The 18,703-nt window shown below is 71.9% G+C and carries 25 protein-coding genes; 10 read left to right on the top strand and 15 right to left on the bottom strand.

Annotated elements, in window-relative coordinates; all coding sequences use genetic code 11:
* Positions 1 to 246 precede the first annotated feature (246 nt).
* From pgi to B0B15_RS08675, 6 genes are all read right to left on the bottom strand, one after another.
* On the bottom strand, positions 247 to 1,926 hold the full coding sequence (gene pgi, locus B0B15_RS08700) for a glucose-6-phosphate isomerase (RefSeq protein ID WP_076675004.1): 1,680 nt from the start codon (positions 1,924 to 1,926) through the stop codon (positions 247 to 249).
* A gap of 63 nt (positions 1,927 to 1,989) precedes the next feature.
* Positions 1,990 to 2,706 carry an NUDIX hydrolase gene (locus tag B0B15_RS08695; RefSeq protein WP_076675002.1) on the bottom strand — a complete coding sequence of 239 codons (717 nt, stop codon included), beginning with the start codon at positions 2,704 to 2,706 and terminating at the stop codon, positions 1,990 to 1,992.
* A 9-nt stretch (positions 2,707 to 2,715) separates the two neighbouring features.
* Positions 2,716 to 3,273: a Sec-independent protein translocase subunit TatA/TatB gene (locus tag B0B15_RS16215; RefSeq protein ID WP_076675001.1), complete on the bottom strand. Its 558-nt coding sequence runs from the start codon at positions 3,271 to 3,273 to the stop codon at positions 2,716 to 2,718.
* Positions 3,261 to 4,013 (bottom strand): twin-arginine translocase subunit TatC, encoded by a 753-nt coding sequence (tatC, locus tag B0B15_RS08685; RefSeq protein WP_076674999.1) that lies wholly within the window; start codon positions 4,011 to 4,013, stop codon positions 3,261 to 3,263. Before tatC ends, B0B15_RS16215 begins: the two co-directional genes overlap by 13 nt.
* Before the next feature lie 47 nt (positions 4,014 to 4,060).
* Complete coding sequence (locus B0B15_RS08680) at positions 4,061 to 4,300, bottom strand: twin-arginine translocase TatA/TatE family subunit (RefSeq protein ID WP_076674998.1); 240 nt, start codon at positions 4,298 to 4,300, stop codon at positions 4,061 to 4,063.
* 17 nt (positions 4,301 to 4,317) lie between these two features.
* The gene (locus B0B15_RS08675; protein ID WP_076674996.1) at positions 4,318 to 5,298 is read right to left on the bottom strand and encodes a dioxygenase family protein; all 981 of its coding nucleotides are present in this window, start codon (positions 5,296 to 5,298) and stop codon (positions 4,318 to 4,320) included.
* 166 nt (positions 5,299 to 5,464) lie between these two features.
* On the opposite strand from B0B15_RS08675, the gene B0B15_RS08670 reads away from it, so the two are divergent.
* Positions 5,465 to 5,776: a hypothetical protein gene (locus B0B15_RS08670; RefSeq protein WP_083708918.1), complete on the top strand. Its 312-nt coding sequence runs from the start codon at positions 5,465 to 5,467 to the stop codon at positions 5,774 to 5,776.
* Positions 5,777 to 5,984: 208 nt separating this feature from the next.
* Here the strand turns inward: B0B15_RS08670 and B0B15_RS08665 are convergent, their stop codons facing one another.
* Positions 5,985 to 6,812 carry an SDR family NAD(P)-dependent oxidoreductase gene (locus B0B15_RS08665; protein WP_076674993.1) on the bottom strand — a complete coding sequence of 276 codons (828 nt, stop codon included), beginning with the start codon at positions 6,810 to 6,812 and terminating at the stop codon, positions 5,985 to 5,987.
* Between the two features lie 192 nt (positions 6,813 to 7,004).
* Here B0B15_RS08665 and msrB point away from each other — a divergent pair, with 192 nt between their 5' ends.
* From msrB to B0B15_RS08650, 3 genes are all read left to right on the top strand, one after another.
* Positions 7,005 to 7,463: a peptide-methionine (R)-S-oxide reductase MsrB gene (msrB, locus tag B0B15_RS08660; RefSeq protein ID WP_076674992.1), complete on the top strand. Its 459-nt coding sequence runs from the start codon at positions 7,005 to 7,007 to the stop codon at positions 7,461 to 7,463.
* 44 nt (positions 7,464 to 7,507) lie between these two features.
* Positions 7,508 to 8,062 carry a peptide-methionine (S)-S-oxide reductase MsrA gene (msrA, locus tag B0B15_RS08655; protein ID WP_076674990.1) on the top strand — a complete coding sequence of 185 codons (555 nt, stop codon included), beginning with the start codon at positions 7,508 to 7,510 and terminating at the stop codon, positions 8,060 to 8,062.
* 189 nt (positions 8,063 to 8,251) lie between these two features.
* Positions 8,252 to 9,487: an NAD(P)/FAD-dependent oxidoreductase gene (locus B0B15_RS08650; protein WP_076674989.1), complete on the top strand. Its 1,236-nt coding sequence runs from the start codon at positions 8,252 to 8,254 to the stop codon at positions 9,485 to 9,487.
* 11 nt (positions 9,488 to 9,498) lie between these two features.
* Here the strand turns inward: B0B15_RS08650 and B0B15_RS08645 are convergent, their stop codons facing one another.
* From B0B15_RS08645 to B0B15_RS08635, 3 genes are read right to left on the bottom strand one after another with little or no spacing between them, the layout of a single operon-like run.
* Positions 9,499 to 9,999: a GNAT family N-acetyltransferase gene (locus tag B0B15_RS08645; protein ID WP_076674987.1), complete on the bottom strand. Its 501-nt coding sequence runs from the start codon at positions 9,997 to 9,999 to the stop codon at positions 9,499 to 9,501.
* Complete coding sequence (locus tag B0B15_RS08640) at positions 9,996 to 10,949, bottom strand: dipeptidase (protein ID WP_218123546.1); 954 nt, start codon at positions 10,947 to 10,949, stop codon at positions 9,996 to 9,998. The genes B0B15_RS08645 and B0B15_RS08640 overlap by 4 nt, the downstream gene beginning before the upstream one ends.
* Before the next feature lie 2 nt (positions 10,950 to 10,951).
* Positions 10,952 to 11,689: a sulfurtransferase gene (locus B0B15_RS08635; RefSeq protein ID WP_076674985.1), complete on the bottom strand. Its 738-nt coding sequence runs from the start codon at positions 11,687 to 11,689 to the stop codon at positions 10,952 to 10,954.
* Positions 11,690 to 11,805: 116 nt separating this feature from the next.
* Here B0B15_RS08635 and B0B15_RS08630 point away from each other — a divergent pair, with 116 nt between their 5' ends.
* The 3 genes from B0B15_RS08630 (at position 11,806) to B0B15_RS08620 (ending at position 14,154) form a co-directional block, all read left to right on the top strand.
* Complete coding sequence (locus B0B15_RS08630; protein WP_076674984.1) at positions 11,806 to 12,612, top strand: glycosyltransferase family 2 protein; 807 nt, start codon at positions 11,806 to 11,808, stop codon at positions 12,610 to 12,612.
* Positions 12,612 to 13,445 (top strand): endonuclease/exonuclease/phosphatase family protein, encoded by an 834-nt coding sequence (locus B0B15_RS08625; RefSeq protein ID WP_076674982.1) that lies wholly within the window; start codon positions 12,612 to 12,614, stop codon positions 13,443 to 13,445. The genes B0B15_RS08630 and B0B15_RS08625 overlap by 1 nt, the downstream gene beginning before the upstream one ends.
* A 115-nt stretch (positions 13,446 to 13,560) precedes the next feature.
* On the top strand, positions 13,561 to 14,154 hold the full coding sequence (locus B0B15_RS08620) for a DUF2238 domain-containing protein (RefSeq protein WP_256334245.1): 594 nt from the start codon (positions 13,561 to 13,563) through the stop codon (positions 14,152 to 14,154).
* Positions 14,155 to 14,233: 79 nt separating this feature from the next.
* Here the strand turns inward: B0B15_RS08620 and B0B15_RS08615 are convergent, their stop codons facing one another.
* On the bottom strand, positions 14,234 to 14,770 hold the full coding sequence (locus B0B15_RS08615) for a catalase-related domain-containing protein (RefSeq protein ID WP_306169549.1): 537 nt from the start codon (positions 14,768 to 14,770) through the stop codon (positions 14,234 to 14,236).
* Between the two features lie 62 nt (positions 14,771 to 14,832).
* Between B0B15_RS08615 and B0B15_RS08610 the strand changes: the two genes are divergently transcribed.
* Complete coding sequence (locus B0B15_RS08610; RefSeq protein WP_076674980.1) at positions 14,833 to 15,048, top strand: hypervirulence associated TUDOR domain-containing protein; 216 nt, start codon at positions 14,833 to 14,835, stop codon at positions 15,046 to 15,048.
* Between the two features lie 227 nt (positions 15,049 to 15,275).
* On the opposite strand, the gene B0B15_RS08605 is transcribed toward B0B15_RS08610, so the two are convergent.
* Positions 15,276 to 16,715: a cryptochrome/photolyase family protein gene (locus B0B15_RS08605; protein ID WP_076674979.1), complete on the bottom strand. Its 1,440-nt coding sequence runs from the start codon at positions 16,713 to 16,715 to the stop codon at positions 15,276 to 15,278.
* 40 nt (positions 16,716 to 16,755) lie between these two features.
* Positions 16,756 to 16,911: a DUF2256 domain-containing protein gene (locus B0B15_RS08600; RefSeq protein ID WP_076674977.1), complete on the bottom strand. Its 156-nt coding sequence runs from the start codon at positions 16,909 to 16,911 to the stop codon at positions 16,756 to 16,758.
* A 111-nt stretch (positions 16,912 to 17,022) separates the two neighbouring features.
* Here B0B15_RS08600 and B0B15_RS16815 point away from each other — a divergent pair, with 111 nt between their 5' ends.
* Positions 17,023 to 17,151 (top strand): hypothetical protein, encoded by a 129-nt coding sequence (locus tag B0B15_RS16815; protein ID WP_256334244.1) that lies wholly within the window; start codon positions 17,023 to 17,025, stop codon positions 17,149 to 17,151.
* Between the two features lie 139 nt (positions 17,152 to 17,290).
* Here B0B15_RS16815 and B0B15_RS08595 read toward each other — a convergent pair whose 3' ends face one another.
* The gene (locus B0B15_RS08595; protein ID WP_076674976.1) at positions 17,291 to 17,782 is read right to left on the bottom strand and encodes a pyridoxamine 5'-phosphate oxidase family protein; all 492 of its coding nucleotides are present in this window, start codon (positions 17,780 to 17,782) and stop codon (positions 17,291 to 17,293) included.
* Positions 17,783 to 17,834: 52 nt separating this feature from the next.
* Positions 17,835 to 18,185: a biopolymer transporter Tol gene (locus B0B15_RS08590; protein WP_076674974.1), complete on the bottom strand. Its 351-nt coding sequence runs from the start codon at positions 18,183 to 18,185 to the stop codon at positions 17,835 to 17,837.
* 229 nt (positions 18,186 to 18,414) lie between these two features.
* Here B0B15_RS08590 and B0B15_RS08585 point away from each other — a divergent pair, with 229 nt between their 5' ends.
* Positions 18,415 to 18,699, top strand: coding sequence for a hypothetical protein (locus tag B0B15_RS08585; RefSeq protein WP_076674973.1), 285 nt, complete (start codon positions 18,415 to 18,417; stop codon positions 18,697 to 18,699).
* Positions 18,700 to 18,703: the final 4 nt, after the last annotated feature.

Raw genomic sequence — 18,703 nt, 5'->3', positions numbered from 1 at the left:
CGTGAGAGCGTCGCTTCTCGCCCGGAAGCTCGGAATGCCGACGGGCGCCGCGGCACCACCCGCAGAACCAGCGTGACCTGGCCAGGCATTTTCACCCCTGACCGGGCTCTTCCCGTCGCGCGGCGGCCGGCGATCAGCCCGTGCGCGTGACGTGCATTGGCGTCGCGCCCGACACGCCGAGCGGGACGCCCTGGAAAGTCTTGAGAAACTTCCCGGGACGGCCCGCTCCGGCCCGATCGGACCGCGTCAGCTGCGGTGCGCGCGGTAATAGTCGAGCAGCGAGCGCGTCGATGCGTCCTGCGCCCCGAGGGCTTCGTCGTCGCCCTCGATCGCCGGGGCGATTTGCAGAGCGAGCTGCTTGCCGAGCTCGACACCCCACTGATCGAACGAGTTGATGCCCCAGATGGTGCCCTGGGTGAACACGATGTGCTCGTACAGGGCGATGAGCTGCCCGAGGACCGACGGGGTCAGGGCGGGGGCGAAGATCGAGGTCGTCGGGCGGTTGCCGGGGAACGTACGCGCGGCCACGAGAGCACCCGTCGTCCCCTCGGCCTCGACCTCCTCCGCGGTCTTGCCGAAGGCGAGCGCCTTGGTCTGCGCCAGGAAGTTCGCGAGGAACAGCCCGTGCACGTCGCGGCCGTCGTCGGCGAGGGGGTAGGCGGGGTTGACGAAGGCGATGAAGTCGGCCGGGATCAACCGGGTGCCCTGGTGGATGAGCTGATAGAAGGCGTGCTGGCCGTTGGTGCCCGGCTCACCCCAGAACACCTCACCGGTGTCGGTGGTGACCGGCGAGCCGTCCCAGCGCACCGATTTGCCGTTCGACTCCATCGTGAGCTGCTGCAGGTACGCCGCGAAGCGGTGCAGCTGCTGCGCGTACGGCAGCACGGCGTGCGACTGGGCACCGAGGAAGTTCGTGTACCAGACGTTGAGCAGCCCCATGAGAACGGGGACGTTTTCGGCGAGGGGCGTGGATGCCACGTGCTCGTCGACGCGGTGGAAACCCGCGAGGAGCTCGCGGAAGGTGTCGGGGCCGAGGGCGATGGCGAGGGAGAGCCCGATCGCGGAGTCGACGGAGTAGCGCCCGCCCACCCAGTCCCAGAATCCGAACGCGTTCTCCGGGTCGATGCCGAACGCGGCGACCTTGTCGAGCGCCGTGGACACCGCGACGAAATGGTGCGCCACGGCGTCGGTGCGGGCGGCATCCGTGTCGTCGATGGCGCCCGCCGCCGCGAGCTTCTCCCACAGCCAGTCGCGCGCGAGTCGCGCGTTGGTGAGGGTCTCGAGGGTGGTGAAGGTCTTGCTCGCCACGATGAACAGCGTCGTCTCGGGATCGAGGTCGGCAGTCTTCTGCGCGATGTCAGTGGGGTCGATGTTGGAGACGAAGCGCGCGTGGATCCCCGCGTCGGCGTACGGGAGCAGGGCCTCGTAGACCATGACCGGGCCGAGGTCGCTGCCGCCGATGCCGATGTTGACCACGTGCGTGACCTTCTTGCCGGTGACGCCGCGCCACTGGCCTGAGCGCACCGTGTCGGCGAAGGTGCTGAGACGGTCGAGCACCTCGTGCACGTCGTGGTCGACCTGCTGTCCGTCGACGACGAGGGCGGGCTCGGCGCCGGCCGGACGCCGCAGAGCGGTGTGCAGCACGGCACGATCTTCACTGGTGTTGAGGTGCGCGCCGCGCAGCATGTCGGCGAAGCGATCGCGCACGCCGGTCTCGTCGGCCAACGACAGCAGCGCGTCGAGCACCTCGGCGGTGACGAGGTTCTTCGACAGATCGACGTGCAGATCGCCCATCGTCCGCGACAGGGTGCGGGCACGATCGGCGTCGGCGGCGAACCAGCCGCGCAGGTCGGGCTCGAATCCGTCGCGCAGAGCGGTGAGGCGGGACCAGGCGGCGGTGGTGGTGGGATCGATAGGCGCAGTCACGGGTTCCACGCTAGCGATCCCGGCGCGGCGGCACACCGCGGATGACGAACGCGGAACAAGACGCTACGGGCCGGCGGGGTGGGGAGGAGGGGTCGCTGCGGGCACGGGGAGCGCGATCTCGCGCGCGGCATCCCAGTGCTCGGTCCACCCGAGGCGGTCGAACAGACCGTCGAGGAGCATCGCGGTGAAGCCCCACACGACCTGCGGCCCCGCGGCCGTGTCGAGGGTGAACGCGGGACCGCGCCACTCCCGTCCGTCGCGTCGGATCACGGTCGACCCACGCCGCTCCGGATCGAGAAGATCGGCGACGGGAGCACGGAACACCGCGGCCGACTCCGCGCGGTCCACCGCGCGCACGGGCGTCGGACGCGCCCACCATCCGAGCACCGGAGTCACCTCGTGCCGGGAGAACGCGAGCGGCACGGACGGCAGCATCCCGAGCACGTCGACGCCGGCGGGGTCGAGACCTGTCTCCTCGCGCGCCTCGCGCAGCGCCGCGGCCACGGCATCCCGGTCGTCCGGATCGACACGGCCGCCCGGGAAGGCGACCTGGCCCGGGTGGGCGCGCAGAGTGCTCGCGCGGGCGAGCAGGAGCACGTCGAGGTCGCTCGGCACGTGTGCGGCGCGGCGACTGCTCGGGATGCCGTCGAGCACGCCGAACAGGATGAGCACCGCGGCGGCCCGCGCCTCTCCCTCGACGGGCAGCGCCCGCAGGGCCGGGGAGATGTCGCCGAGGGCCCGCGCGAGGAGGGCTTCGAGCTGGGCACGGGGCGAGGGCATGCGTCGAGGCTATGCCGTGACGGGGACCCGTTCGGTCGCGTCGTCCGCAGCAGGGACCGCGGTGTCGCCGACGGTGGGGGCGTCGACGGGGACCTCGATCCAGCGGGGGTGCGCCGACGTCCCGACCCGGATGCGGCGCATCGGTGGGTTCACCGGCGTGACGGCGGGGTCGGCGGTCGTGTCCGCGGCATCCGGATCCAGGGCTTCGACCGGGGCCGGTGCGACCGGGGCCGAGGCGGCCGGGTCCGGGGCGACCGGCGCCCGCTCGACCGGAGCCGGGGCGGCCGGGACGGATGCCGGACCGGGCGGGGCGGATGCCGGACGGGGCGGGGCGGCGAGCGCCTCGGCGATGATGCGGCGGGGATCGTACTGCCGGGGGTCCAGGGCGCGCCACTGCGGTGCGTCGGCCGGGATGCCGATCTCGTCCGCGGCGCGCACACGGGCGGCATCCACCGTGCGACGCAGTCCGCTCACGCGGGCGACGACGACGGGCAGACGCTGCGGGCCCAGGATGACCGCCGCGATGAGCCCCACGAGCAGGAGCTTCTCGAACGTCAGACCGAACACGGCGATCCCTCCCCCGGGGTCGGTGCCCGGTGGGCGAGTGCGCGGTCGTGGAGGCCGGCGATGAGGAGCGCCGAGGCGTACAGCGCCGCCATCGGGGCGGCGACGAGGACCATCGACAGCACGTCGGCGGACGGGGTGGCCATCGCGCTGAAGAGCACGATTGCGACGAGCGCGTAGCGCCAGCCGCGCCTCAGGGTGCGGGCGGACACGACGCCGGCGAGGTTCAGCACCACGAGCACGACGGGCAGCACGAATGCGATGCCCGTGGCGACCATGATCTTCAGGACGAAGTCGACGTAGGCGCCGGCGTCGAGGATGGTGGAGTCCTCGCTCGCGGCGAATCCGGTGAGAACCGACACCATGTGGGGGAAGAGCAGCAGCCCGGTGGCGCACCCGGAAACGAACAGCGGCACCGCCGCGCCGACCGAGCCGAGGACGTACCGCCGCTCGCGCCGCGTGAGTCCGGGCAGCACGAAGGCGAACAGCTGGTAGAGCCAGACGGGGCTCGCCAGCACGAGGCCCGTCACCAGTGCGGCCCGCAGGCGCAGGTCGAATGCGCCCGTGACGCTGTCGAAGTTCAGGCTCGCGTTGCGCTCGGTCGCGATCTGCACGATCGGGGCCCGCAGCAGCTCCATCACGGGGTCGTAGAGGAACCATCCGACGAGAGCGCCGATCGCGACGGCGACCGCCGCCCGCACCGCACGTCGTGTCGCTTCGTCGAGATGCGCCGCGACGGGCATGGGTGCCGACCGCGGCGCATCGACTCGAGGCGGTGCGGCGGCGGTCGTCATGTCGTGCTCGGCGGGGTGAGGACGGGCACGGCCGTCGTCGGGGGCGTCGCGCGGTCGTCGCCCTCGCCGACCGGGGCGACGGCCGACTCGGCGCGGGAGTCGCCCACCTCGGTCTTGAGGATGCGCACGGACTGTCCGAGGCTGCGTGCCAGGGCGGGCAGCTTGGCGGCGCCGAAGATGAGGACGATGACGGCGAGCACGATGAGGGCGTGCCAGCCGGTGAGGTTCTGCAGCATGAGTGGGTCCTTCCGGATCAGCGACCGCCGGGCATCGCGCCCGCGGTCGGGGTGGTGGTGGTGTCGACGCGGACGCCGAGGGAGACGGTCCAACCGTTCGCGTTGTCGCCGGAGGTGGTGGCGAGCTCGAGCACTCCCCCGTCGTCGCCGAAGACGTTGTCGCTGTCGAGCGAGACGCGGGAGAGGTTGGATGCCGAGGACGGGTACGTGCTCGTGTCGGCGTAGACCGTCTCGCACGTGGCCTGGGGCAGGGCGACCTGCGAGGTGGCGATCGCGTTGGAGGCGTCGGTGATGGCATCCACGTTCGGGTAGACCTCGAAGTGGATGTGGGGCCAGCGCCCGTCGTAGCAGCCGGGGAAGATCGAGGTGAACGACACCACGCCGTCGGCACCGACCACCTGGACGCCGCGGAGGTAGGTCTCGTTCTCGATGCCGGAGGAGTACATGGAGTAGTTCCCCTCGGTGTCGCAGTGCCAGACGTAGACCGCGGCTCCGGTGAACGGCACATCGCCATTGGCGGTGTCGAAGATCGTGAGGTTCAGCGTCATGGGCACGCCCGCGGCCCTCGCCCCGCCGTCGAGGCTCGAGCGCAGGTCGCTGCGCACGATGCCGGACTGCTCCAGGACGTCGGCGCCGTTCGACCCGTCACCCGGGTAGGGCCCGGCGGTCTCGTCGGGGATCTCTCCGGCGGGCAGGGCCGCGGCGGCGGTCGTCGCGGATGCGGTGGGCGTGGCCGTGGCGGTCGGGGTCGCGCTCGGGGTCGCGGTGGGCGTGGCCGTCGCCGTCGCCGAGGCGCCGGTCGCCGCCGGCGAACAGGCCGCGAGGGTGACGGCCCCCGCCCCGAGTGCCACGAGCCCCAGGATGCCGCGACGCGAGACGAGCGTGCGGATGTCGAACGGGGCGCCCTGATCGACGACGGGCTCGTCGGCCCGGTCGAGCAGCCGCCCCTCGTAGGTCGGGCCCTCGGGGGTCATCTCGGTGTCGGGGATCCTGCTCACGGTCGCCTCCCGGCTCTCGGTGGGTGTGTCGATGCCTCGAGAGTGGACGGGCGACCCTGCGCGGGCCCTGACCATTCCTATGAGTCGGCTTTGCGTCGGGAGATCCCTCGGTCGACCGGCCCGCCTCCCGCAGCGGCGTGTCAGGATGAAGGCCGGGAGGACCGTGATGACGCAGCAGCTGCACGCCGTGACGCTCGTCGTGAACATGCCGATCACGAAGATCGACGCCCTCGACGCGATCGCCTTCGCCGCCGACGGGGGCGTGGAGGATGCCGGGACCGCCCACCCGCGCGTCTGGCTCGCCCCGCACGCCTGGGCCGAGGTCGAGATCCCCAAGTTCGCCGACCCCCCGCCGTTCGCCATCGACGTCTACTCCGACACCTCGGGCGCGATCGCGTGGGCGCAGGCGCGCCGACTGCACGCGGCGCTCGAACGCTTCGGCTGGACCGTCCACCCGCCCGTGGCCGGGGCGCGGTGACCTCGGCGAATACCGCGCCGCGCGCGCGACCCGGACAGCCGGCTCGACGGGGTGGGGCCGCCCCGAAGTGACGACGGAAAAGCAGCGCGGGTAGGAATGCTGACCCGCGCGGCGCACGGGCGGACGGGCGAGGACAGTCGCTGCGGTCATACCCCTCAGCGTTGGGGGCCTCTAGAAGCGCGCTCCCGATCGCGGAATGACGCCAAGCTCACGCGGGCAGATCGGCGAGCGCCGCGCTGCGCTCCCACAGCTGCTTCGCGAGGGCCGGGTCGTCGGCGAGGCGGTTCGTCGACGCCGGCTTGTTGTTGGAGTAGAAGCCGCCCGGCTCCCAGTCGACGCCGGGCTTGCCGAGCGCGAGCCACGTCAGGCGCGCTCCTCCCACCGACGTCGAGGTCATGAGGCGCTGAGCGATCGGCCCGCCATAGAGGAACTTCCACGGTCCATTGCTGGAGGCGCCGAAGTTCGACGCGATCACGCCCGGGTGGAAGGCCACCGCCGACAGGCCCTGATCGCCGAACCGGCGGTTCAGCTCCTTCGTGAACAGGACGTTCGCGAGCTTGGCGTTGCCGTACGCGTTCGTCGACGAATAGCGGCGAGCGCCCTGCAGGTCGTCGATGTCGAAGCGGGGGAAGAGCCTCGCCGCGGCGCTGGAGGTCTGGATGACCGACGCGTCGGATTCGATGAGACGCTCGAGCAGCAGGTTCGTGAGCAGGAACGGCGCGAGGTGGTTCACCTGGAACGTCGTCTCGTATCCGTCGGTCGTCAGCGTGCGCTCGCCGAAGACGCCTCCGGCGTTGTTGGCGAGAACGTCGATGCGCGGGTACCTCTCGAGCAGGGATGCCGCCAGCTCGCGCACCTGCGCCAGGTCGCTGAAGTCGGCCACGAACGAGTCCACGCCGAGCGTGCGGGCGACGCGCGCGGTCTTCTCGGGGTTGCGCCCCACCACGACGACCTCTTCGCCGAGCTGGGCGAGCTGCTTCGCCGAGGCGGCGCCGATGCCGTCGCTCGCGCCGGTGATGACGATGGTGCGGGTCATGCGAACCTCCTGGGGTCGTGATGCAGCCACGCTAACCGCGGCCCCGACCTCGACGGCGGGGCTTGCCCTTCGCATCCGGAGTCGTCGTGGAACTCACAGGCCGCTCCCAGCCCGGCGGGACCAAATCCGGACCCTCCGACGTTCTCTTCACCGACGGCCTTCTCCGGTCGTCATGACGAAGGGACACGAACCGTGAGCACGGAGTACCGGAAGACGTCGGAGGCGCTGAGCCGCCTCACCGACCGCCAGTTCGCCGTCACGCAGGACGACGCCACCGAACCGCCGTTCAGCAACGAGTACTGGGACAACCACGAGGACGGCATCTACGTCGACGTCGTCTCGGGGCAGCCGCTTTTCTCCTCGACCGACAAGTTCGAGAGCGGCTCGGGCTGGCCGAGCTTCACCAAACCCATCGACGACGCCGCCGTCGTCCAGAAGAGCGATCGCACGCTTTGGATGACCCGTACCGAGGTGCGCTCCGCCGGGGCCGACAGCCACCTCGGACACGTCTTCGACGACGGCCCGCGCCAAGCCGGCGGCCTGAGATACTGCATGAACTCGGCAGCTCTGCGCTTCGTGCCCGTCGCGGAGCTCGAGGCGCAGGGGTACGGCGCGTACCTCGCCCTGTTCTCCGAGAGCCGAGCCTCATGAACCTCTTCTCCCTCTTCACCCGTGACCGCAAAAGGAGCGACACCATGACCAGCGGACCCACCGACTCGGGCGACATCACCCGCCGTCCCGGCACCGAGACCGCCGTCCTCGCGGGCGGCTGCTTCTGGGGCGTCGAAGACCTCATCCGCCGCCAGCCCGGCGTGCTCGACACGCGCGTCGGCTACACCGGCGGACAGAACGACCACGCGACCTATCGCAACCACCCCGGCCACGCCGAGGCGGTCGAGATCGTGTTCGACCCCGCGAAGACGACGTACCGCGACATCCTGGCGTTCTTCTTCCAGATCCACGACCCGTCGACCCTGAACCGTCAGGGCAACGACATCGGCACGAGCTACCGCTCGGCGATCTTCCCGCTCTCGCCCGAGCAGGAGAAGGTCGCGCGCGAGACCATCGCCGACGTCGACGCGTCGGGCATCTGGCCCGCGAAGGTCGTCACCACGATCGAGCCGGAGGCGCCCTTCTGGGAGGCCGAGCCCGAGCACCAGGACTACCTGATCCGCATCCCCAACGGGTACACGTGCCACTTCGTGCGCCCCGGCTGGGTGCTGCCCAAGCGCGAGGACGCCTCGGCGTAACGATTCCCCGGGCCCGGATGCCACGCAATGGCATCCGGGCCCTTTCGCGTCCCCGCGATCGCGACCCGTCGAGTGTCCGGGACACGCCGCGCGTCCTGGCGCGACGCGGCGTGTCCGGGACACTCGACGCTCGGGCCTCGCCCGCGCAAGCCCGACGGGAGGGTGCGCCACCCCTCGTAGGCTCGCGGGATGAGCGAGTACGACGTCATCGTGGTGGGCGCGGGCCTCGCGGGACTGCGCGCGGCGACCCGTCTCGCCGAAGCCGGACGCGACGTCGTGGTGCTCGAGGCCGAGGACGCCGTCGGCGGGCGCGAGCGCACCGACGTCGTCGACGGGTTCCGCCTCGACCTCGGATTCCACGTGCTCAACCCGGCCTACCCCGCCGTCCGCCGCTGGGTCGACGTCGACGCCCTCGCCCTGCGACGCTTCCCCGTGGCGGTCAGCGTGCGGCTGGAGGACCGGGTGGTGCGGCTCGCGCATCCGCTGCGGCATCCGTCCTCGCTCCCCGCGACGCTGGCGAGCGGGCTCGTGCGTCCGACGGATGCCGTCGCACTGGCGCGGTGGGCGGGGCCGACCGTCCTGTCCGCCCGCGCGGCGAAGACGGGCGCTGATCGCGCGCTCTCCGAGGCCTGGGATCGGGCAGGGCTCCGCGGCCCCCTGCGCGAGGCCGTGCTCGAACCGTTCCTCGCGGGGGTGATCGCCGACGACCGGCAGGAGACCTCCGACGCCTTCGTCCGCCTCCTCGTCCGCAGCTTCGCCTTCGGCCGCCCAGGCGTCCCCGCCGCCGGGATCGGCGCCCTCCCCGCCCAGCTCGCCGACACCGCCCGCCGCGCGGGGGCCGGCATCCGCCTCTCGCACCGGGTCACCGGCATCCACCCGCACCGTCGGGGTCATCGCGTCGAGATCGAGGGGGCGGATGCCGTTCACGCCCGCGCCGTCGTGCTCAGCACGGGGCTCGCACCCGGGCTCGACGTGCCGCCGAGCCGGGACCGGGGCCTTCAGACGTGGTGGTTCGCCGCCGACGAGGCCCCGACGGCCGACGGCGCGCTGCGGGTCGACGGACGTCGTCGCGGCCCGATGGTCAACACCGCGGTGATGACGAACAGCGCGCCGACCTACGCTCCGCGCGGGCAGCACCTCATCCAGGCGACGTGCGTGCTGCCCTCGGAGGCGTCCGAGACCGACGTGCGCCGCCAGCTCGACGACGTGTGGCAGACGGACACCCGACCCTGGCGCCTGCTCCGCCGCGACGACATCGCCCGAGCCCTCCCCGCGCAGGATCCGCCGCTGCGGCTGCGTCGTCGCGTCCGTCTCGGCGACGGCCGCTACGTGGCCGGCGACCACCGCGACACCGCGTCGATCCAGGGCGCCCTGGTGTCGGGGCAGCGGGCGGCCGAGGCCGTGCTGGCGGACCTGTCCCGGTGAGCGGCGGGTGCTTACGCGCGCTCCGCGAGAGCCTGCAGCGCCTCCCCCGTCACGCGACGCGTCGTCCACTCCTCCATCGCCTCGGCGCCCAGCGCGCGGTAGAAGCCGATGGCCGGCTCGTTCCAGTCCAGCACCGTCCACTCCAGCCGCGGATACCCGCGGCGCACGCACTCCTCGGCGAGCGCGGAGAGCAGGGCGACCCCGTAGCCGTGCGAGCGGTACTGCTCGTGCACGTAGAGGTCCTCAAGCCAGATCCCGTGCTTGCCGGTCCACGTGGAGTACGTGAGGAACCAGATGGCGATCGCGCGGATCTCTTCGCCCGGGCCTGCCACGACGAACGCGAACGCGCGCGGGTCGTCGCCGAAGAGCGTGGCGGTGAGCATCTCGACGGTGTTGTCGACGGCATCCGGCTCCTCCTCGTAGTCGGCGAGCGCCTGGATGCAGGCGAGGATGCCGGCTTCGTCACCGGGGCGGGCCCGACGCAGCTCGGTCTCGTGCGCGGGTTCGGTCATTCCGGAGCCTCCCAGCTCTCGAGTGCGACGCGGCGGAAGTTCCCGCCGAGCACCGCGGCGATGTGGTCGTCGGTCCATCCTCGCCCGGCGAGCGCGGCGCCGAGGCCCACGAACGTCTCGGGCGGCATCCATTCCACCGGGCCCCAGGCCGTGTAGCTGGCGTCGTAGAGCTCCGGGCTCGTCGACAGCACGTCGCGGAAGGTCGCCCAATCGAACGAGAAGTCCGTGCTGACGCCCACGTGCTCGATACCGACGACCCCGACGGCGTGGTCGAGGTGACGCACCATCGCCTCGAGCGTCGGAGTGTTCGGGCCGAGAAAGATGCCGACGCCGGTGACGCCGACGACTCCCCCGGTGTCGGCGACCGCGCGGGCCTGGTCGTCGGTGATGTTGCGCGGGTGATCCCACACGGCGCGCATGTTCGAGTGGCTGAACACGACCGGCCGCGTCGACACCGTGCACATGTCGAAAGTGGTGCGCGCTCCGACGTGCGACCCGTCGGGCACCATGCCCCGCCGGTTCAACTCGGCGACGAGGTCGCGCCCCCAGCGGGTGAGGCCGGGGTCGACGGCGTCAAGGCATCCACCCCCGGCGGCGTTGGCGTGGTTGTAGACCGGGCCGAGCGTGCGCACGCCGTGCGCCACGAGCCCCGCCACCGCGTCGAGGTCGCCGCCGAGGGGAGCCGCGTCCTCGAGGTCGAACACGACCGCTGTGTCGCCGGCTGCGGCGATGCGGTCGACGTCATCGACGGACGCGGCAAGCGCGAGGCCCTCGATCCGCTCCACCTGTGCGCGGAACGCCCGGAGGAGGGATGCCGTGACCTCGGGCCCGTGCGGGGCGTAGCCGACGTTCAGCGACACGAGCCCGCCACCGGCCGCGCGATAGCGGTGCAGCTCGCTCAGGTCGGCGGTCTCGACGAGTTCGGCGCACGCGTGCTGGTCCCACAGCACGGTCAGGACCCCGTGCGGGCCGCCAGGCCGACGTCCAGCGCCTCGCGCTCGTCGAACACGAAGCAGTCGCCCGTCCAGTGCGCATCGCCCTGCGCCTCGAACCACCCGAGGATGCCGCCGTCGAGCTGGTACGCCTCGACGCCCTCGGCCCGCAGATGGAGTGCGGCCTTCTCGCACCGGATCCCACCGGTGCAGAAACTCACGACGGTCTTGCCGGCGAGCTGGTCGCGGTGCGCGCTCGCGGCATCCGGGAACTGGGTGAACCGGTCGATGCGCCAGTCGACGGCCCCGGCGAAGGTGCCGTAGTCCACCTCGAACGCGTTGCGCGTGTCGACGAGCACCACTTCGCGGCCGTCGTCGTCGCGGCCCCGATCCAGCCATCGACGCAGGGTCTCGGGCGACACCGCGGGTGCCCGGCCGTCCTGCGGGCGCACCTCGGGGCGGTCCATGCGGATGATCTCGCGCTTCACCTTCACCAGCAGCTTGCCGAAGGGGACGGCGTCCGACCAGCTCTCCCTCGTCCGCAACGCCTCGAAGCGCGGGTCGGCGCGCAGGTCGTCGACGAAACCGCGCACCTGGTCCGCCGCCCCCGCCAGGAAGAGGTTGATGCCCTCCTCAGCCAGCAGGATCGTCCCGCGCAGCCCCCGTGCGCCGGCCCGCTCGCGCAGCGCCACCCGCAGGGCCGCGGGATCGTCGAGGGGCGTGAACAGATACGCCGACACGTTGAGGGTGGATGCCATGACCCCACCCTACGAAAGGGCGCACGTGCGCGTGTCATCCGGGCGCGCAGCCGTCAAGCCGGGAAACGCTCCGCGCCGATCGCCTAGCGTGGGAGGACTCGTCCCCGGGAGGAAGCGTGCCCCTTGGCCCCGCGCCGTCGACCGTGACCGTCTCCGTGGTCATTCCCGTTCGCGACGACTCTGCGCACCTCCGTCGGTGCCTGGGGGCGCTGGCCGCGCAGACCCTCGCTCCTGACGAGATCGTCGTCGTCGACAACGACTCCCGCGACGACAGCGCCGCCGTGGCGCGCGCCGCGGGAGCGCGCGTGGTGTTCTGCGGCGATCGCGGCATCCCCGCCGCCGCGCGAACGGGCTACGACGCGGCCCTGGGCGAGCTGATCCTGCGACTCGACGCCGACAGCGTCCCCGCGCCGACCTGGGTGCGGAGCATGATCGAGGCGCTGCGCGACCCGGAGGTGGATGCCGTGACCGGCGGCGCCGTGTTCCACGACGGTCCGATCACCCGGCGCGTGACGATGGCCCGGGCCTTCCTCTGGACCTACACGGCCTTCGCCTTGCCGGCGCTCGGGCACACGCCCCTGTGGGGGTCGAACATGGCGTTCCGCCGACGCGCGTGGGAGGACGTGCGGGCGGAGGTGCACCTCGACCCCGAGCTGCATGACGACCTCGACCTGGCCTACCACCTGGGTGAGCGCCATCGCATCCGCTACGTCCCCGGTCGGCACATGCGGGTGTCGTCGCGCACCGTCGAGCCGCGGCGGTTCGCCGTGTGCTTCCGCCGCGGCGCGGGCACGGTGTTCGCGCACTGGCCGCGGGACTTCCCGCCGGCGCGGTGGGTGCGGGTGGTGCGGGGTCGCGCAGCGCGTCGACCGGCGTCGCTCGATGTGGGCATGCGCAACGGCGTGCGCGAGGGGACGCGTTGATGGCCGGCATCCTGTTCCCCGATGTGCAGGCGCCCGACCTGCACGTGATGAGCTTCAACGTCCGGCGCCGCTTCGACCGCGTGACCTGGCCGCCCGCCGACCGCTGGCCGATGCGCAAGCAGCGCCTGCGCACCTTCCTCGGCGCGAACCGCCCCCACCTCCTCGGCTCGCAGGAGGCGATGCCCGACCAGGCCCGGTGGGTGCAGGACTCCCTCGGCTCCACGTACGGCCGTCTGGGCCTTGGTCGGGGCAAGGACCGCGGGGGCGAGGGCACGCCCCTCTTTTACGACCGCGACCGCGTTGAGGTGGACGACTGGCAGCAGGTCGCCCTCTCCGACACCCCCGATGAGCCGGGCTCGACGGGGTGGGGCAACACGATCCCCCGTATCGCCGTGATCGCGCAGCTGCGCGACCGCGCCACGGGCGCGCGGTTCACGTTCGTGAACACGCACTTCGACGCCTTCTCGCGGCGGGCGCGGCGCCGCTCGGCGACCTGGCTGCACGACCTCGTCGCCTCGCACGAGGGGCCGCTGCTGTTCACCGCCGACGTGAACGCGCACGTGCGCTCCGGCGAGCTCGCCGGCATGTTCGCCGACGGGCTGCTCGTCGACACCTGGTCGTACGCACCCGTCCGCCATTCCGCGGAGTGGGGCACGTTCAACAACTACGCCGCGCCGCGCGTCGGGGCACGCCGCATCGACGCGCTGCTGGCGACGCCCGACGTGGGCGTGCGCGCGGTGGGCATCGACCCCCGCCCCACCGGCACCCAGTGGCCGAGCGACCACCTGCCCGTGCAGGCCGTGGTGCGCATCCCCGTCGGGAGTGCGCCGTGACCGTCCCCGGTGCGGCCCCCGTGCGCGCGCGCCTCCGGCGCGTGAGCGGCAGGCCTCTCCCGCACACGGCACGCGTGGCGATCGCGCACCGCCCGCCCGCGGACGGGAGGCATGGATGCCGCTGATCCCGGCGATGTACGCCAATCTCAAGCGGCCGCCGCGCAGCGTCACCGAGTGGCTCGCCGATGCGGTGCGGGCCGCGGCCATCGTGATCGTGATCGTCTCGCTGTTCGTCCTGCCGTTCACCGACTTCGCCGTGCTGTCGATGTCGTTGCCGGCCGTGATGCTCTCGCGCATGATCGGGCTACGCTCTGGTCTGGACCTCGTCACCTGCGTCACGGTGTTCGTCGCCGCGGGCAGCAACGTGCTGGACCTGTACCGCGCATGGACCGGGTGGGACCTCGTCGTGCACCTCGCGTGCACGGGAGTGCTCGCCGCGGTCGCCCTGGTGCTCCTCGACGACACGGGCGTGATCGCACCGACCGGCCGCCGCCGCACCCCGATCGTGGTCGCCACGATCGCCGGGCTCGCGCTCAGCGCCGTCTGGGAGATGGTGGAGTGGTTCGGGTACCGCTTCATCACCGACGCGATCTTCGTCACGTACGACGACACCATCGGCGACATGATCGCGGGCGGCGCGGGCGCGCTGATCGCCGGGGTGCTGGCATCCCGGTGGCGGCTCACGCGAGCCGATCGCGCGGCGCTCTGACGCGCGCCCACCCCGCGCGTGTACGCGACCGCGCCGGCCCCTCGAGGGGACCGGCGCGGTGCGGGCGAGCGGGTGCGGCTCAGATCTTCCCCGCGACGTCCGTTCCGACGAGGTCGCCGTCGGGGTTCGGCTCGCTCAGCTGCTCGCCGGGAGCGGTCGAGTCCTCGAGCGGCGGAAGGGCGGCCTCCACGCGCGCGCCGATCTCGGCATCCACGTTCTTCCCGTACTGCACGGCCCGGTCGCGCACCTCGGCGCGCGTCACGCCGCCGACGCGGCAGGCGACGGTCTCGACGAGACGGTCGCGCTCCTCGGCCGACATGACCTCGCGCACGAGCGCGCCGGCCTGCCCCCGGTCGTCGTCTTCGGGGTGCAGCGTCGCCGCCGAGCGCACGAGCTCGCCGTCGCTCTGCCAGCCGCCGTCGCCCGCGCGACGCGGGTCGGCCGCGGGACCCCCGGCGGAGTGGGGCGCGTAGACCGGCACCTCGGGCGGGTTGTACTCGTAGCGCACCGCGCCCTCCTTCGAGTACGAGTGCACCTCGGAGTGCGGACGGTTGACCGGCAGCTGCTGGTAGTTCGTGCCCAGGCGGTAGCGGTGCGCGTCGGCGTAGCCTGTCAATCCCCCGCAGACGGCGCCTCGGCCTCGAAACCATGGCCCCACACGAACGAAAGGGACAGGACATGTCGAAGGATCTGTCGAAGGGCGACCGCGTCAGCTGGGACACCCCGCAGGGCAAGACCCAGGGCGAGGTCGTGGAGAAGAAGACGAAGGACTTCCAGCACGACGGCCAGAAGTTCACGGCATCCGATGACGACCCCGCCTACATCGTCACGTCGGAGAAGTCGGGCTCGACCGCCGCGCACAAGGGCTCGTCCCTGAACAAGCTGAAGAGCTGAACGCACGGACGCCCCGACGGGCTCGGCGATCACGGAGGTCGTCGAGCCCGTCGAACGGACCTGCACCCACAGCCCCCTCGAATCCGGGTCGCTGAGCCCGCTGAAGCGACCGCACCCCGCGCGGCCCCGGTGCGAAACCCTCGCGCCCAGGTCCTTGAGCCTGTCGAAGGGACCGGAACCTACGCGACGCCCGGTGGCTTCGACAGGTTCCGCCACCTTCGTCCGCGCTACTCTCTCGCGTCGCGACGCTTGCGCATCTGGGCCAGCGCCAGACCCAGCCGGTGGTTGCCCGTCAGCACGTCCTCGTGCCGCTCGAGGAACGCCCAGTACGCGTCCGTGAACGCCGAGTCCTTGGCATCCTGAGCCGACGGCCACCACCCGCCCATCTTCTGCAGGTAGGCCCCGCCCGAGACGTACGGCTTGGTCGCGACGAACCCGCCGTCGGCGAACTGGCTCATGCCCATCACATTGGGCACCATGACCCAGTCGTATGCGTCGACGAACAGCGCGAGGAACCAGGCGTTCACCTGCCGCGGGGCATAGCCCTGCAGCAAGAACCAGTTGCCCAGCACCATCAGCCGCTCGATGTGGTGCGCGTAGCCCCAGCGGTGCACCCGCTCGAGCACCGTGCACACCGGGATCGGCAGGTCGCTCGGCATCCGCTGGCCCGAGTACCAGTACTTCTGGATGCGCTGTTCGAGGTGCAGCGCGTTCACGTGCTCCAGCCTCGGGTGCGCGCGGTACATGCCGCGCATGTATTCGCGCCACCCGATCACCTGGCGGATGAACCCCTCGACGGATGCCAGCGGCGCGTCGGTGCGGGTGGCGGCGGCGACCACTTCCTCGACGGTGAGGAGCCCGATGTTCAGCATCGGCGAGATGATGGCGTGGAAGAGGAACGGCTCGTCGGCCTTCATGGCGTCCTCGTACCGACCGAAGTCGTGCAGACGCTCGGCGACGAAGACGTCGAGCCAGTCGCGCGAGTCCTCGGGCGTGACCGGGAGCCAGAACTCCCCTGCCGTCCCGGGATGCCCGGGGAAGCGCTCGTCGACCTCCGCGATGACCGCGCGCGTGATCTCATCGTGCTCGAGCGTCGGCAGGGGCGGGATGTCGACGCCCTTCTTCGGCAGCGCCTTGCGGTTGTCGGCGTCGAAGTTCCAGCGGCGCCCCGCGGGCCTGCCCCCGTCCATCAGGATGCCGGTCCGCCGCCGCTGCCAGTGGTAGAAGTCCTCCATGAGGGGCGTGGGGTGTTCCGCGAACCAGGCGTCGATGTCCTCCTCGGGCGTGAGGAAGAGACCGTCGGAGAGGATGTCGGTGTCGACGTCGTGCGCGGCGCAGATCGCCGAGATCCTCTCGTCGACGGGCCGGTTGGGATCGCTCATCCAGACGAGCTCGGTGACGCGATGCTTCTCGAGCAGGCGTTCGAGCCCCGCCTTGAAGGTGAGATCGTCGTCGAGGGTGACGCGCCGGACGGTCCGGCCCTCGGACTCCAGGCGCGCGGCCGTGTGCCGCATGGCCGACACGAGCAGCACGATCTTGTGCCGGTGGTACGGCAGTTTCGCGAAGCGCGGCGCCGACTCGATGAAGAAGAACTCCTCCACGTCGTCGTCGTCGTAGGCCGGGTGCTCCTCGAACTGCTGGGTCGCCAGGATCAGCGCGGCCTTCATGCCGGCACCCCCGCCCGCTCCCGCGCGGCCGACGCCGCGTTCACGCGTGACGCCTCTGCGCCGCGGCCTTCGACCGGCATCCCCGCGAGCAGTAGAGCACCTGGTCCCACTGGTCGCGTCCGCTCCAGCGCTTCCGATCGGTGAACGGGCGGCCGCAATAAGCGCACGGCTTGGATCGCACCTCGGGTCGTGACATGCCGTCATGGTCGCAAAGCGGCCGAACCGGTCGCGGGGGCTTGCGCTCGCACGCCGATCCGCTTCGCGCAAGGCCCGTGCGCGAGGAGCGGCCGAGTGGTCGGGTGCCGGGATGGACACCTTCGCAGAACGCACCCCCGATACCGCCGACGAGCCCGACGAGCTCGAGACCGCCGACGCGCCGTCGGTCCCCACCACCGACGACGACGACGCCCCCGTCGACAACCCCTCGGGCGGCTGAGACCGCGTCGAGCACGCCCCCGCGCGCATCGGGGCATCCGTCCCTGCGCGCGCGGGGGCGCGCATCGGGGCATCCGTCCCTGCGCGCGCGGGGGCGACGGCGGGGCGGGGCGGCAGCCGAGGCGCCGACCCGCCCGTCGTCAGTCGGTCAGGTCGAAGGTCTCCTTCTCCCCGCCGCGCGGACGGTCGCCCGTGACCTTCGAGGTGACCAGCGCGATCGCCGTCGCGATGCGCCCGCCGGCGCTGCCCCAGTACTCCCCCGTCAGGGCGGAGACCTTCAGCAACGTCACCCCGGGCGACTCGGGTCCGTCCGGGAACCACGCCTCGACGCTCGTCGACCACAGCTCCTTCAGCTTCGCGAGGTCGTCGACCACCTCGGCCTCGCCCGCGAGCGACAGCCACGTGCCGTCACTGCTGAACGACAGGCCGACCTTCGGGTCGCGGCGCACGTGCTCGACCGCCGATGCGTGGGTTCCCACGATGAACCACAGGTCGCCGTCGGACTCGGTCTCCTGCACCGTGAGCGGGTGGGCGTGCAGATCGCCGCCCTCGGCGCGCGTGGTGACCATCGCGAAGCGGAACTTCTTCAGCAGCTCGTTGAGCTTGTCCAGCTCGGAAACAGTGGATGACATGACTCTCCCTCGGTCGTGGAGATCTCAGCCCACCGCCTCGCCCCGCTCCGCGCTACGTGTTGACGGAGGGCGCACCGTCTGCTCTCGGTGGAGCGAGGCGGTCGAGTTCGACCAGAGCCTCCCGCGCCCGCGACATCCGCGCCGGCACCTCGTCGTCCCACCACCGCGGTCCCCGCTCGCCCAGGCCACCCTTGGCCAGGCCGACGCGACGGCGGGCGCCGGCCACGGCGTCGTCGTCCCCGTCGCGCTTCCCGACGCGGACCGCGGCACGCGCCCGGCCGAGGTGCGAGCGCAGGGCCGCCGCGATCTCGTCGGGCAGCGCGGGGTCGGTACGCCGCCAGCGCCTGCCGTCGATGACGAGCCAGCGCTCGTCGTCCGAGGCTGAGGAGGAGAGGGATGCCATCCCCCCAGTGCAGCGCACCTGATCCGCCCTCGAAAGTTCCCCGGCGACGGTCAGACATCCGTGCTACCGTGAAGGTATTCGTTCTGGGACTTGCTTCATCGACGCCCGCCTCATCGCTGAGATGCCGGGCGCACGGCGCCGAGCCGTTTCCGACAGCATTCCCTCCCTCAATCATCGCGTGCCTCGCTCGACGGCTTCGGTCCTCGCGTCGCACTCGCGGAAAGTTCTCGTGTCTCTGCTTCACCCCTCGCCACTGTCGTGGCGCCAGGCCGATCTCGACGTGTACGTCGCGACGGCCGGATCCGACTACGCCGGTTTCGTCGGCGCGGCCACCTCGGGCTACGAAGCCCAGGGCCCGCTCGGCGAGAACCTCGGCGTCCATGCGTCCGTCGATGCGGCTCAGGCCGCGGTCGACGGGCACCGCGTCCGTGTCACCGACTCGGTGCCGCGGCGTCCCCGTCCGCTCCGCACGCGTCGGAGCGGCACCCACGGTCGCATCTGCGGCCCAACATGAATAA

Source organism: Microbacterium sp. RU1D, assembly GCF_900156435.1.
GTDB lineage: Bacteria > Actinomycetota > Actinomycetes > Actinomycetales > Microbacteriaceae > Microbacterium.
This window is presented reverse-complemented; position numbering and strand designations above follow the sequence as displayed.